Source organism: Marinobacter sp. 3-2, from assembly GCF_003751355.1.
GTDB lineage: Bacteria > Pseudomonadota > Gammaproteobacteria > Pseudomonadales > Oleiphilaceae > Marinobacter > Marinobacter adhaerens.
The window spans coordinates 39,313-52,494 of sequence record NZ_RJUQ01000017.1 but is presented as its reverse complement, the minus strand read 5'-3'; the positions used below and the strand labels follow the sequence as shown (position 1 = coordinate 52,494).

The 13,182-nt window shown below is 57.4% G+C and carries 13 protein-coding genes; 9 read left to right on the top strand and 4 right to left on the bottom strand.

Going from position 1 to position 13,182, the window contains the following annotated elements:
- Positions 1-23: 23 nt before the first annotated feature.
- The 3 genes from EDB94_RS17080 to EDB94_RS17070 all read right to left on the bottom strand — a co-directional run bounded on the left by EDB94_RS17080 (position 24) and on the right by EDB94_RS17070 (position 3,207).
- Positions 24-1,211, bottom strand: a complete 1,188-nt coding sequence (locus tag EDB94_RS17080; protein ID WP_108019029.1) for an iron-containing alcohol dehydrogenase — start codon at positions 1,209-1,211, stop codon at positions 24-26.
- A complete protein-coding gene (locus EDB94_RS17075; RefSeq protein ID WP_108019028.1) occupies positions 1,211-1,756 on the bottom strand; it encodes a hypothetical protein in 546 nt (181 codons plus the stop codon). The genes EDB94_RS17080 and EDB94_RS17075 overlap by 1 nt, the downstream gene beginning before the upstream one ends.
- A 173-nt stretch (positions 1,757-1,929) precedes the next feature.
- A complete protein-coding gene (locus EDB94_RS17070; RefSeq protein WP_108019027.1) occupies positions 1,930-3,207 on the bottom strand; it encodes a M48 family metalloprotease in 1,278 nt (425 codons plus the stop codon).
- Between the two features lie 25 nt (positions 3,208-3,232).
- On the opposite strand from EDB94_RS17070, the gene EDB94_RS20940 reads away from it, so the two are divergent.
- From EDB94_RS20940 to EDB94_RS17030, 9 genes are all read left to right on the top strand, one after another.
- On the top strand, positions 3,233-3,358 hold the full coding sequence (locus EDB94_RS20940) for a hypothetical protein (protein ID WP_008172013.1): 126 nt from the start codon (positions 3,233-3,235) through the stop codon (positions 3,356-3,358).
- Between the two features lie 47 nt (positions 3,359-3,405).
- Positions 3,406-4,146: a DUF599 domain-containing protein gene (locus EDB94_RS17065; protein ID WP_008172012.1), complete on the top strand. Its 741-nt coding sequence runs from the start codon at positions 3,406-3,408 to the stop codon at positions 4,144-4,146.
- 18 nt (positions 4,147-4,164) lie between these two features.
- Complete coding sequence (locus EDB94_RS17060) at positions 4,165-4,635, top strand: PaaI family thioesterase (protein ID WP_014576817.1); 471 nt, start codon at positions 4,165-4,167, stop codon at positions 4,633-4,635.
- Positions 4,632-5,066 carry a PaaI family thioesterase gene (locus tag EDB94_RS17055; RefSeq protein WP_008172009.1) on the top strand — a complete coding sequence of 145 codons (435 nt, stop codon included), beginning with the start codon at positions 4,632-4,634 and terminating at the stop codon, positions 5,064-5,066. The genes EDB94_RS17060 and EDB94_RS17055 overlap by 4 nt, the downstream gene beginning before the upstream one ends.
- 153 nt (positions 5,067-5,219) lie before the next feature.
- Positions 5,220-7,112 carry a molecular chaperone HtpG gene (htpG, locus tag EDB94_RS17050; RefSeq protein WP_108019026.1) on the top strand — a complete coding sequence of 631 codons (1,893 nt, stop codon included), beginning with the start codon at positions 5,220-5,222 and terminating at the stop codon, positions 7,110-7,112.
- A 6-nt stretch (positions 7,113-7,118) separates the two neighbouring features.
- Positions 7,119-7,337, top strand: coding sequence for a DUF2835 domain-containing protein (locus EDB94_RS17045; protein WP_008172004.1), 219 nt, complete (start codon positions 7,119-7,121; stop codon positions 7,335-7,337).
- Between the two features lie 365 nt (positions 7,338-7,702).
- On the top strand, positions 7,703-9,874 hold the full coding sequence (gene katG, locus EDB94_RS17040) for a catalase/peroxidase HPI (protein WP_041645165.1): 2,172 nt from the start codon (positions 7,703-7,705) through the stop codon (positions 9,872-9,874).
- 137 nt (positions 9,875-10,011) lie between these two features.
- Positions 10,012-10,983: a tRNA-dihydrouridine synthase gene (locus EDB94_RS17035; RefSeq protein WP_108019025.1), complete on the top strand. Its 972-nt coding sequence runs from the start codon at positions 10,012-10,014 to the stop codon at positions 10,981-10,983.
- A 126-nt stretch (positions 10,984-11,109) separates the two neighbouring features.
- Positions 11,110-12,102, top strand: coding sequence for an MBL fold metallo-hydrolase (locus EDB94_RS17030; protein WP_260312620.1), 993 nt, complete (start codon positions 11,110-11,112; stop codon positions 12,100-12,102).
- 30 nt (positions 12,103-12,132) lie between these two features.
- Here EDB94_RS17030 and EDB94_RS17025 read toward each other — a convergent pair whose 3' ends face one another.
- Positions 12,133-13,146, bottom strand: coding sequence for a class I fructose-bisphosphate aldolase (locus EDB94_RS17025; protein WP_008171996.1), 1,014 nt, complete (start codon positions 13,144-13,146; stop codon positions 12,133-12,135).
- Between the last annotated feature and the right edge of the window lie 36 nt (positions 13,147-13,182).

Sequence of the window (13,182 nt, the reverse complement as noted above, 5' to 3'; positions counted from 1 at the left end):
AGGCAGAGCCCCCGGCGAAACAGTCACGCCCAGGCGCGGCGCAGAACCGAGCGGGCATCCTCCAGCGTTACTTCCTTCGGATTAAACATGATGGAACCATCATCCAACGCCATTTCAGCGATGTGGTCCAGCTGTGCCTCGGTTACCTTACCGGTTTCCTTGAGTGTCCGGGGCAGCTGGCAGCGCTTGTACAAAGCATCCCGCAACTTCCGGATCGCGGAAATACTGGCCTCTGCCCGTCGGCTTGCCGGTGTTGCTGCAAAGACTTCGGGGCCCTCGAGATACAGCAAAAGTTCACCCAGGGGTTCCCGGATGGTTTCAAGGTTGTACTCCAGGGCGTAGGGCAGGTAAAGACTCATGCAAAGGCCGTGGGGCAGGTGGCAGACGGCGCCGGTGGCGTGCCCCAGGGCGTGCACCAGACCCACCATGGAGTTGGAGAAGGCGATGCCGGCCATGGTTGAGGCTTGCGCCAGCTCCAGTCGTCCGTCGCTGTCTTTCGGGTTGTCCATGACCTGAAGGAGCGAGTGGCTGATTTTCTTGATGGCCGCGGTCGCGTAGGCGTCACTCAATGGGTTTTTCGCCATGCAGGTGAACGCTTCGGTTGCGTGGGTCATGGCGTCCATGGCTGTCGCGGCAGTAATGTGCGGCGGCAGGGTGAGGGTCATGCGCGGGTCAATGATGGCCGCGTTTGGCAGCAGGAACGACGACGTGAAGGGCAGCTTGACGCCCTTGGCTTCATCGGTGATGACCGCAACCGATGTAACTTCCGAACCGGTCCCGGCTGTTGTCGGCACCACGAAGAAGGGCTTGAGCGGATGCTTGAGCACACCGGCACCGCTGTACTTGGCGATATCGTCACCACCCTCGGAAACCAGAATGTTGACGGCCTTGCCGGTATCGATCGCCGAACCGCCGCCCACGGCGATGATGGAGTCGCACTTTTCCTGACGATAGATGCCGGCGATATCGCGTACCACCGTGGTCGAGGAGTCGGGCGGAACGTCATCATAGATGGTGGTTATTTCCAGCCCGCTTTCCTCGCAAGCTGCGATCACGGGTTCCAGGAGGCCCGCAGCCCGCACGCCCTTGTCGGTTACGATCATTGGCCGCTTGGCAGCCATTCCGGTCAGCTCGTAAGGGATGTGTTCAAGGGCAGCCTTGCCGGCAATGACTTTTACCGGGCAGAAGAACTCATAGTATTTATTGGTCATCACGCTCTCACTGTCTCAACGAAATTGGTGGCAACTTTCAGGTAAATGCGCGCGGCGCTGATCAGCTTTTCCGGCAGGTGGAGGTCGGCCGGGTATTCCTTTACGGCGCGCTCGGCGACCATTCTCGGCAGGATGAAGGACTCAAGCCGGTTCAGTACCCGCGTCATCCGCACGGCATAGCTGATGTCGCCATCCACCAGCATGCGGTCATTGGCGAAAGCCACTGATGTTTTTTCCTGGAAAGACAGCACCAGGAAAGCGTGGGCGATGTGCTTGAACTGAATCGACAGGTCGATCGGCCGTGGGGCCTTGTCACCGTGGTAACGGAAACGCCCCTGGCCGGTATGCTCGACGATCAGCTTTGAGCCATCCGGCATCACCATCATCTCGAACAGGAAACCGTCAGGCAGTGCCCGGGCTTCGTTCTGAACCTTCTCGTCCACCTCGCTCACAGCCTGCAGGGCTCGCCCCATCACCTGGAACATCAGTTCCACGTACAGTCGGCGCGCCTGGAAGACCATGGGCTGGATACGTTTCGCTAGCATGTCCGTCATCCAATCGTTGTTGATGTCATCTGATTTTTAGAGTTATTGCTCTAAAAGTCAATGGAGGCGATGACAGAAGATGTGCGTCAGACCGGCAATCTTGATCCCGGGCAATAAAAAAGCCGGAACCCCTCGGGACTCCGGCCTTCTAAAGTCAACGATTCCGGCGGCAATTATTGCGTGAGTGCCGCCAGTTTACGTTTGGCCTCTTCAGCTACGTCTCCACCGGCTTCGGCGGCCTTGCTGTAATAGGCAATGGCTTCATTCCGGTTATTCTGTTTTACCGCAACATCGCCCAGTCGCAGGAAGGCAATGGAAGTGGGGACGGTTTCATTGGCTTTGGTCAGATTCTCCCTGGCCTTGTCCAGATTGTTGAGCCTCAGAGCATTCAGGCCATTGTACAGGCGATACTTGAACATCTCGGGGTAGAGCTCCACCGCCTTTTCAAAGTCGGCCGCGGCCTTCTCTGTTTCCTTCTGGTCCTGATAAATGCGGCCGCGAAGGGCATAGAACATGGCTTCCCGTGGCAGCAGACGGATGGCTTCGTTGATCTTGTCCAGCGCAGGCTTCATCTCGCCTTTGGAGGCCATCTCCATGGCTTTGTCATGGGCATCGTAAGCCGGTTTCAGCGAACGGAGTTTGGCCATCTTGCGTTCATAGACGTCCTCACCGCGGTAGCCGCCCGCGCCAACCTTCTGCACCAGTTCGCGGTTCTCCTGCACGCGTTTCGCTGAGGGCGGATGGGTTGCGAACAGGCCATCAATGAAACCGGACTGACGCCCTTCGGATAGTTTCAGGAACAGTTCCTGAAGCTCCACCGCTGCCTGTGGGTCATAGCCGGCTTCTTTCATGTAGAGAATGCCGTAATGGTCGGATTCCAGTTCATCGCCCTGGCTGTATTGCGCCAGGGCAAGTTGCGCCCCAAGGGCAGCACCACCCATGATCAGGCCGGCCCATTCGTTATCCGTTACTGCCATGCCCAAGACACCAACACCGAGGCTGATCATCTGGGCATTCTGCATGCGTTGTACGCTGTGCCGGGCCGCCGCATGAACAATCTCGTGTCCCAGAACCGAGGCAAGTTGAGCCTCGTCCTCAAGCTCTGTCAGCAGGCCACGGTTAATGGCGATCTTGCCTCCGGGAAGGGCCCAGGCATTGGGTACACTGCTGTTCAGAACCACGAATTCGTAGGGCAGGTCTGGTCTGTCACTGACCCTGGCCATTTTCTGGCCAACTTCGCTCACGTAGAGCGTCAGCTCCGGGTCCACATAAAACCGACCGCCCTGGGTTTGCTGGGTGGGCACGTACTGCTCGGCGCCCATGGCGAGCTCCTGGCTTTCACCGATCAGCGAAAGCTGATTTTCCCCGGTAACCGGATTGACCGAGCAGCCGCTGAGTGTCAGTGCCAGCGCAATGGCTACCAGGCTGTTTTTGATGGCAGACAGGTTCACAGTAAGCTCCCTTTTGGATGATGCGATGTCGGGTTCGTTCAAAACAGTTGCCCGCTTCCTGAATGGGCAGTTTATAGCACATGATCGGCCATCAGTGGATTACCGCAACCTGCCCGGCGGTGGTGACGAGCAGGCCCTTGGCGTATCATAAGCGTCTGTTCCTGCTCTGTTTCACCAACTTCGCACCCAAGGCAACCCATGAGTAATTTACTCGAACTGATCGCTTTGCTCTGGTTCCTCGTCTGCTGGCTGGGTTATACCGAATACTCGAAACGCCGTGCTGCGGACCGTCCCTGCCTGTCCAACACCCTCGACCTTTACCGGGAGGACTGGATGCGCGTCATGTTGCGGCGGGAAAACCGGATTGCCGATGCGTCTGTGGTCGGAAACCTGGAGCGCAACGGTGCGTTTTTCGCCTCCAGCTGCCTGCTGATTCTCGCGGGTATTATCACCGCCCTCGGCTACACCCAGGAAGTCATGGAAGTATTCAGTACCATGCCCTTCGGAACATTGCCGACCCGGGAAATCTGGGAACTTCGTATGGTGGTGCTGTTGGTGGTCTTTATCTACGCCTTTTTCAAATTCACCTGGTCCATGCGGATGTACAACTTTGTGTCGGTGATGGTGGGCAGTGCCCCTCCGCCAGACGACACCAAAACCAGCCCCGCTGGCAGGGAGGCGTTTGCACGAAGTGCCGGCAACATCTGCAATCTTGCCGGCGATGCCTTTAACCTTGGGCTGCGGTCCTACTATTACGCACTTGCCGTGGTAGGCTGGTTTATTCACCCGATTGTCTTCATGGCGGCGTCCACGCTGGTTGTTGTCGTTCTCTATCGACGCGAGTTCTGTTCGACGGCACTGGAAGCATTGAGGGCAGGGAAGGTCTTCGAGGAGCCGCTGCCCGGCAAGGCGGAAAACAGCCCAAAACCTAAAAGCTGATCCACAGGTTGAATCTGAATGAATGATGATATCCGACGGAAACGGGTTAGCCGTTTTATAGCCACCCTCAACCAGGCCAACGAGCTTGGTCTGTCGGTTACCGAGGCCACAAAAGGCAGCCTGACACTGTGCCTGCCCTACAGTGACCGCATTATCGGTAACCCGGACACCGGGGTAATTCACGGTGGGGCCATCACCACACTGATGGATACCACGTCAGGGTGCGTGATCCTCTGTGCCCTGGAAGATTTTGAACTCTGCCCGACGCTGGACCTGCGCGTGGACTACATGCGCCCGGCCCAGCCACGCAAGCCGGTTTATGCCCGGGCTGAAACCTACCGGGTAACCCGGAACATCATTTTTACCCGCTGTGAGGCTTACCAGGAAGGCGGTGAAACCATCGCCAACTGCGTGGCCACCTTCATGCGTATCGGGAAGGATGCCAGCCCGAAACATTACCGGGACCTGATTACCGGAGGTGAAGAATGACCGATCCTGAAATCCTGCGTTACACCCAGGAGACCGGTGACTTCAGCCGCATGCTCAGCAGCATTCCCTACGCCACCTGGATTGGTCTTCAGTGCGAGCAGTTTGGAGACGACCTGATTTTCCGTCTGCCCTGCAAAGACTCCAACCTGGGTAATCCCATCCTGCCGGCCATCCACGGTGGCGTGATCGGTGGCTTCATGGAGATGTCCGCCAATATCTACCTGATCATGTCCCAGGAAAGTCTGCGCATGCCCCGTATCGTCGACTTTTCCCTGGATTACCTCAGGGCCGGTCTCAATCGCGAGACCTACGCCGAATGCCGCCTGACCCGCCAGGGCAACCGCGTTGCCAACGTGATGGTCAGCGCCTGGCAGAAATCCCGCTCGCAACCCATTGCGACTGCCAGGGCGCACTTCCTCCTCGAAGACTGATCTTGCCTATACTCCGGGGCTTGAAATGCCCCGGTGTGCCCCCACTTTTTGCTCAGACTGAGATTTTTGTGCCTCCGCGCTCACTCTCAAAACTATGAGGTAACTCGGGCACAACGCCGTGCCTGTTTATTCGTTTCAGGAGACTAAAACGCCATGACGGTTGAAGCCAATAAAGAAACGCTTGGATTCCAGACCGAAGTGAAGCAACTGCTTCACCTGATGATTCACTCGTTGTATTCCAACAAGGAAATCTTCCTTCGTGAGCTGATTTCCAACGCTTCAGATGCCGAAGACAAACTGCGTTTCGCAGCGCTGAAGGACGACAGCCTTTATGAAAGCGATCCTGAGCTGAAGATTCGCCTGGATTTTGACGAAGAGGCGAATACCGTCACGCTCACCGACAACGGTATCGGTATGACCCGTGACGATGTTATCCAGAATCTTGGCACCATTGCCCGTTCCGGTACGGCCGAATTCCTCCAGCAGTTGTCCGGCGATGAGAAGAAGGACAGCAAGCTGATCGGTCAGTTCGGTGTTGGGTTCTATTCGGCGTTTATTGTGGCCGACAAGGTGGATGTATTTACCCGCCGCGCGGGTGCGCCTGCAGAAGAAGGTGTGCATTGGGAGTCCAAGGGTGACGGCGAGTTTTCCATCGAGCAGGTCAATCTGGATAACCGCGGCACCCAGATCGTCCTGCATCTGAAGCCAGACGCCAAGGAATTCGCCAACGGCTGGAAGCTGCGCAGTCTGGTGAAGAAGTACTCGGATCATATTTCCTTCCCGGTTGTCATGAAGGCCGAATCCGAGGAAGGTGAGAAGAAGGACGAGTACGAAACCGTCAACGATGCGACAGCGCTCTGGACACTCCCCCGTACCGAGATCAAAGACGAGGAGTACAAGGAGTTCTACAAGCACATCGCCCACGATTTTGAAGACCCGCTCACCTGGTCCCACAACAAGGTGGAAGGCAAGCTGGATTACACCAGCCTGCTGTATATCCCGGCCCGTGCACCGTTTGATCTGTACAACCGTGAAGCGCCTCGTGGCCTGAAACTGTACGTGCAGCGCGTGTTCATCATGGACGACGCCGAGCAGTTCCTGCCGCTTTACCTTCGTTTTGCCAAGGGTGTGATTGATTCCAACGATCTGTCCCTCAACGTGTCACGTGAGATCCTGCAGAACGACAGCACCGTGGAAAGCATCCGCACCGCTCTCACCAAGCGGGTCCTCGATATGCTGTCCAAGCTGGCCAAGAAGGATTCCGAGCAGTATCAGAAGTTCTGGGGGGAGTTCGGCACGGTATTGAAAGAAGGCCCGGCGGAAGATTTCAGCAACCGCGAGAAAATTGCCGGCCTGCTGCGCTTCGCCTCTACCCACACCGGGGAAAGCACACAGAAAGTGTCGCTGGATGACTACATCGGCCGGATGAAGGAAGGGCAGAAAAAGCTTTACTACATCACCGCCGACAACTTCACAGCCGCCAAGAGCAGCCCGCATCTGGAAGTGTTCCGCAAGAAGGGCATTGAGGTGCTGATCCTTACAGATCGCATCGACGAGTGGATGATGGGTTACCTCAGCGAATACGACGGCAAGCAGTTGCAGGATGTTGCCCGTGGCGATCTGGACCTGGGCGAGGTCGAGACCGAGGAAGACAAGAAGCACAAGGAAGAGGCGGCTGAAGAGCACAAGGACCTGCTGGAGCGCATCAAGAATGCCCTGAGCGACCGGGTGCAGGAGGTGCGTGTAACCAACCGCCTGACCGATTCACCGGCCTGTCTGGTGGTGGGCGATTTCGATATGGGCGCCCAGATGAAGAAGATCATGGAAGCGGCCGGCCAGAAAGTACCGGACAGCAAACCGATCTTCGAGATCAATGTTGATCATCCGCTGGTCCAGCGACTGGAAAGCGAGAAGGGCGAAGAGCGGTTCAATGAGCTCTCAGCCGTTATCCTGGACCAGGCCACCCTGGCCAGCGGAGAGCAACTCCCGGACCCCGGTGCCTATGTCACCCGTCTGAACCGCCTGCTGCTTGAACTGGCGAACTGATCGCCAATGCAGCAGATTATTGTGGATATCAGCATCAGCCCTGATGAGTGGATCAAGCTCTATCAGGGCGTTGCCACAGATGTTCACACCACGGCCCGGGACGGACGCTCTGTCCGATTCCCGGCCCGTATCCTCTCCCGTTTTTACCTTCGCGATGGCATTCGCGGCAGTTTCCGCATCGTCTTTGACGACGCCGGCAAGTTTTCATCCATTGAGCGGCTCTGACCGACCAGAGCTCCATCCATAAATAAAAACTCTCACAAATTTATTTTTAATTAATTGTATTGCGCCATCGGTCCCGCGCTACGGTGGAGCTGTTCTCGTTAGGCAGGAGCAGATCCATGTCCAATGTAATGTCACTCAGTCGTTCAATCGCATGGCCGGACTTTCTAGACATTCTGGCGAGATATTCAAGTGATTACGCTTGTGCCAAGTAAGGCAGAGAACCCGCAAGCATTGCGGGAAATCCTATAGGCGCACGCTATCCGGGACATAAGAAATACTCAGAGCAGATTATTGGGTGTGTCCTATAGTTAGAAGTGCCTGAATCAAAGCAGTGTCGTTTTGCCAACCCCAATGAGGAGAGAAAAATGACAGACAACAACAGTGCGGGCGGAAAGTGTCCCGTAATGCACGGTTCAAACACTCAGGAAAAAGCCGATGTAGCCGGCTGGTGGCCTGAGAACCTCAATCTCGACATCCTTCATCAGCACGACCGCAAAACCAATCCTCTCGGTGAAGACTTCGACTACCGGGAAGAAGTCAAAAAGCTTGATCACGAAGCCCTCGAAAAAGACATGCACGAGCTGATGACCAACAGTCAGGAATGGTGGCCTGCCGATTGGGGGCATTACGGCGGCCTGATGATTCGACTGGCGTGGCACGCCGCTGGTACCTATCGCCTGGCCGACGGTCGTGGTGGTGCCGGCACCGGTAACCAGCGGTTCGCTCCGCTGAACTCCTGGCCCGACAACGGCAACCTCGACAAGGCACGCCGCCTTCTGTGGCCGCTTAAGAAAAAATACGGCAACAAGGTGAGCTGGGCCGACCTGTTTATCCTGGCCGGTAATGTTGCCTATGAGTCGTTTGGCCTGAAGACCTTTGGTTTCTCTTATGGCCGCGAGGACATCTGGCATCCGGAAAAAGACATCTATTGGGGTGCGGAAAAAGAGTGGTTGGCGCCGTCTGACAGCCGTTATGAAGACGTCGACAAGCCCGACACCATGGAGAACCCGCTCGCTGCAGTGCAAATGGGCCTGATTTATGTGAATCCTGAGGGCGTGAACGGTGTGCCGGATCCGCAGAAGACCGCGGAGCAGGTGAGAACGACCTTTGCCCGCATGGCGATGAACGATGAAGAAACCGCAGCGCTGACCGCTGGCGGCCATACGGTGGGCAAGGCTCACGGTAATGGCGACGCCGATGCCCTCGGCCCGGAGCCGGAAGGGGCTGACGTTGAAACCCAGGGCTTTGGCTGGATGAACCCGAACCTCGACGGCAAGGCGACCAACGCGGTTACCTCTGGCATCGAAGGTGCCTGGACCTCGAATCCGACCAAGTTCGACATGGGCTACTTTGATCTGCTGTTTGGCTACGAGTGGCAGCTGACCAAGAGCCCGGCTGGTGCAAACCAGTGGGAGCCGATCGACATCAAAGAAGAGCACATGCCGGTTGATCCGACTGATCCGTCCGTCCGTCGCAAGCCGATGATGACCGATGCCGACATGGCAATGAAGGTAGATCCGAAGTACCGCGCAATCTGCGAGAAGTTCATGGCAGATCCCGAGTACTTCAAAGACTGCTTCGCCCGTGCCTGGTTCAAGCTGACCCACCGCGACATGGGGCCCAAGTCCCGCTACATCGGACCGGGTGTGCCTGATGAAGATCTGATCTGGCAGGATCCTGTTCCCCAGGGCGAGACCAATTATATTGAGGAAGTGGTCAAGCAAAAGATTGCCGGGGCCGGTTTGAGCCTGAACGAGCTGATCTGCACCGCTTGGGACAGTGCCCGTACTTTCCGCGGCTCAGACATGCGTGGTGGTGCAAACGGTGCGCGGATTCGCCTGGCGCCCCAGAAGGACTGGGAGGGTAACGAGCCCGATCGTCTGGATAAGGTGCTAAAGGTTTACGAGCAGATTTCGGCTGACACTGGCGCCAGCGTTGCTGACGTGATCGTGCTTGGCGGTAACCTTGGCATCGAGATGGCAGCCAAAGCAGCCGGCCACGAGGTTCACGTGCCCTTCCTGAAGGGCCGTGGTGACGCTACCGACGAGATGACGGATGCCGAATCCTTCGATCCGATGGAGCCGCTGGCTGATGGCTTCCGCAACTGGCAGAAGAAGGACTACGTGGTAAAACCGGAAGAAATGCTTCTGGATCGTGCCCAGCTGATGGGACTGACAGCGCCTGAAATGACCGTCCTGCTGGGTGGCATGCGGGTGCTCGGTACCAACTACGGCGGCACCAAGCACGGGGTCTTCACCGATCGCGTTGGCCAATTGACCAATGATTTCTTCGTCAATCTGACTGATATGTCGAATCGTTGGGAGCCGACTGGCAAGAACTCGTACAACATCGTGGATCGCAACAGTGGCAATACCAAGTTCACTGCGACCCGTGTTGATCTCGTGTTCGGTTCCAACTCGATCCTGCGTGCCTACGCAGAAGTGTATGCCCAGGACGACAACGAAGAGAAGTTCGTGAAAGACTTCGTTGCAGCCTGGACCAAGGTCATGAACGCCGACCGATTCGACGTCGAATAAGACCTGTAAGCAAGCGATTGGACACCCCGGTTTCGGGGTGTCCGTCTATCAACTTCCCGCCAAATTCCTTACAATCCGCTCCGTCTGATTTTTGATCAGTCTCACCCCGAACAGACCCTGTAATTGCTGGAGCACTCATGCGCATCATTCTCGCCCCAATGGAAGGGCTGGTTGACGCACCCATCCGTGAAACCCTGACCGGGGTAGGCGGCATCGACCGTTGCGTAACGGAGTTCGTTCGTGTCACCCATGGCATGCTGCCACCGAGAGTGTTCTACAAATACGCCCCCGAATTGTACAACCGGTCGCTCACTCACGTGGGCACCCCCGTTGCCGTTCAGCTGCTGGGTTCAGACCCTCACCAGATGGCGCGCCACGGCGTGCGTGCGGCAGAACTCGGTGCCACCCAGGTGGATATCAACTTTGGTTGCCCGGCCAAAACGGTCAACAAGCACAAGGGTGGCTGTGTGTTGATGCGCGAGCCGGAGCTCATGCATGAGATCGTGGCTGCTGTGCGTCAGGCTGTACCAGCGCATGTGCCGGTCACAGCCAAGATGCGGCTGGGGTATGACGACCGATCCATGGGTGTGGCTTGTGCCCAGGCGTTGGAAGCGGCAGGCGCGGCGGAGATTGTCATTCATGCCCGTAGTAAAGTAGACGGATATAAGCCGCCGGCCTATTGGGAGGAAATCGCCCGGGCCCGGGAAGCTGTCAAAACCCACATAATTGCTAATGGCGAAATCTGGAGTGTCGCGGACTACTGGCGTTGCCGTGAGGTGTCCGGCTGCGATGACGTGATGATTGGCCGTGGCCTGATCGCCCGGCCAGACCTCGCCCGGCAGATCAAGGCCAGCCAGCAGGGCGAAACGGTCCCGGATATGACCTGGCCGGAAGCTGTAGCCCTGGTTCGTGAGTACGCTACGGTTCTTCAGGGCTGGCTTGAGGACCGCTATGTGACCGGTCGTATCAAACAATGGCTTAACTTTCTCCGCCAGGGTTTCGCCGAGGCAGAGGCGCTCTGGCCCGAAGCCAGGAAAATCCGTCAGGTGGCGCCCATGATGGCATGCCTGGAACAGCGGGTTATCCTGACGGACTCCCGCGCTGCCTGATCCTCATTCAAGCGCACTGACTCAATCCCCACGCGTTGACCTTCCCGCCGCCTAAACTGGTATCAACGGGATTGTCGTTCGTATCAATACCCGTACCAATAAAAAACGAGTGGGAGGACGAACAACATGTTCAGAGCAGGTTTGCGCAACACGATGGCCTTTGCCGGAGTGTCAGTCTGTATGCTAGTCGGCGCCGCTATGCCGGCTGCCGCAGACGACCACGTGGTGAGAGTCACACCCCTGGGAAGCCACGATGGTGAGTTCTGTGGCCGGGACCGGGCGCTGGTCTTTGAAGATCCCAATGGCACCCGAATTCTCTATGACGCCGGCAGAACGGTCGCCGGTCCGGATGATCCCCGATTGGGCAAAATTGATGTTGTTCTGGTTTCCCACATGCATGGGGACCATGTGGGTGATCAGCGTATCAGCAAGACCAATCAGGGCACTTGCGGGTCTCCGGACACCGGCGTTTCAACATTGCCACAATCCAATACCGTCGATATTGCAGTGAAACACGGTGCAAAAATTGTTACGGGTAGCGAAATGCCCGCCTTCTTTGCTGCCAAGCTGAAAGATGCCGGCGGTGATCCTGCAAACTCGCTGTTGGTTCGGTTCGGTGGCGAGCGTGAGGTTGGCGGCGTGGCAATTACGACCGTGCCGGCTGTGCACAGTAATGGCGTATCGCCTTCGTTCCTCACCGGGCCACTGGCAGAGTATCTGGCTGCCGCGGGTGTTGGCGCCAGTGTCGGACCACCCACGGGCTACGTGCTCAGGTTCTCCAACGGCCTGGTGGTCTACCTGTCCGGTGACACTGGCATTACTGCCGAGCAAAGACTGGTCGTGAAGGATCACTACGGTGCGGGGCTTGTGGTGATGAACATCGGTGATACGTTCACCACCGGACCGAAACAGGCCGCCTACGTAATCAATGACCTCGTGCAACCGAAGGCGGTTATCGCCTCCCACGCCAACGAACCTGCGACCTCCGGTGGCATGGTGCAGGAAGGAACGCGCACGGCTCTGTTCCGGGATTCAGTGACAGTGCCGGTTCATGTGCCCCTCAGTGGCCGCACCATGGCGTTCAATGGCATGGCGAGCTGCGTCTCCGGCTGCGACTAGGGGAACACGGGCACGCAGGGCTGTTGCCGGTCAGTCTTCCATCTCCGGTCGGTAATGGCCCGCGCGAGCGGCACCGTTCAGGCGGGCCCGCTTCAGCATTGCTGCCTGAGCCTCCGGACCATTGTCCAGATTGCCGGCCCAGGCCTTCTGTGCCGGTTCCTGCAAAGCCCGTCCGTAAGAGAAGCTCAACTCCCAGGGCTGCGCGCCCATGCTGTTCATGGCGTTCAGATTGAGAGTGGCTTCTTCCGGTGTCTGACCGCCCGAGAGGAAGAAAATGCCGGGTACCGCAGCCGGTACCGCCCTACGAAAAACATCGAGAGTCGCTGTCGCCACGGCTTCCGGGGATGCCTTCGGGCTTTCCTTGCCCGGCGTCACCATGCTGGGTTTGAGGATCATGTATTCCAGTGCCACCTTGTGTCGGTAAAGGGCGTGGAACACCTCCCGAATCACCGCCTCACTGACTTCCGCGCAGCGCTCGATGGAATGGTTGCCATCAATCAGTACTTCCGGCTCAACGATCGGCACGATACCCAGGGACTGGCAGATCGCCGCATAGCGGGCGAGAACCTCGGCATTCGCCTCGATCGCCTGCCGTGAGGGCAGGGTGTCCGATATATGGAACACATCCCGCCACTTGGCGAACCGGGCCCCCTGGTTTTTGTAGATTTCCAGGCGGTCCTCCAGACCATCCAGGCCAAAGGTGATTTCATCACCGGGGGCATTCACAAGAGGGCCTTTGCCCTTGTCTACCTTGATGCCCGGCACAATGCCTTTGCTGGCCAGGAGCTTTGGCATGGGAACATTATCCAGGCTCTGCTGGCCGAGAGTCTCTTCAAACAGAATGACCCCGCTGATGAATTCTCCGAGCCCGGAAGCCGAGAAAATAAGGCTTCGGTACTCCCGGCGCATATCTTCGCTCGACTCCACGCCAACGGCCTTGAAACGCTTGGCAATGGTCGGGTGGCTTTCATCCGCCGCGAGAATTCCCTTGCCGGGCTGAACCAGTTCCCGGACGGTAGAGTTGAGTTCTTCCTGAATGGTCATGGTGAGCTCCTGGTTGATCCTTGAAAGTCTGTTGGT

Coding starts and splice junctions, on each gene's coding strand:
- EDB94_RS17065 (WP_008172012.1), top strand. CDS start 3,406: ATGAGTAATTTACTCGAACTGATCGCTTTGCTCTGGTTCCTCGTCTGC.
- EDB94_RS17060 (WP_014576817.1), top strand. CDS start 4,165: ATGAATGATGATATCCGACGGAAACGGGTTAGCCGTTTTATAGCCACC.
- EDB94_RS17045 (WP_008172004.1), top strand. CDS start 7,119: ATGCAGCAGATTATTGTGGATATCAGCATCAGCCCTGATGAGTGGATC.
- EDB94_RS17025 (WP_008171996.1), bottom strand. CDS start 13,146: ATGACCATTCAGGAAGAACTCAACTCTACCGTCCGGGAACTGGTTCAG.
- EDB94_RS17075 (WP_108019028.1), bottom strand. CDS start 1,756: ATGCTAGCGAAACGTATCCAGCCCATGGTCTTCCAGGCGCGCCGACTG.
- EDB94_RS17035 (WP_108019025.1), top strand. CDS start 10,012: ATGCGCATCATTCTCGCCCCAATGGAAGGGCTGGTTGACGCACCCATC.
- htpG (WP_108019026.1), top strand. CDS start 5,220: ATGACGGTTGAAGCCAATAAAGAAACGCTTGGATTCCAGACCGAAGTG.
- EDB94_RS17080 (WP_108019029.1), bottom strand. CDS start 1,211: ATGACCAATAAATACTATGAGTTCTTCTGCCCGGTAAAAGTCATTGCC.
- katG (WP_041645165.1), top strand. CDS start 7,703: ATGACAGACAACAACAGTGCGGGCGGAAAGTGTCCCGTAATGCACGGT.
- EDB94_RS17055 (WP_008172009.1), top strand. CDS start 4,632: ATGACCGATCCTGAAATCCTGCGTTACACCCAGGAGACCGGTGACTTC.
- EDB94_RS20940 (WP_008172013.1), top strand. CDS start 3,233: ATGTCGGGTTCGTTCAAAACAGTTGCCCGCTTCCTGAATGGGCAGTTT.
- EDB94_RS17030 (WP_260312620.1), top strand. CDS start 11,110: ATGTTCAGAGCAGGTTTGCGCAACACGATGGCCTTTGCCGGAGTGTCA.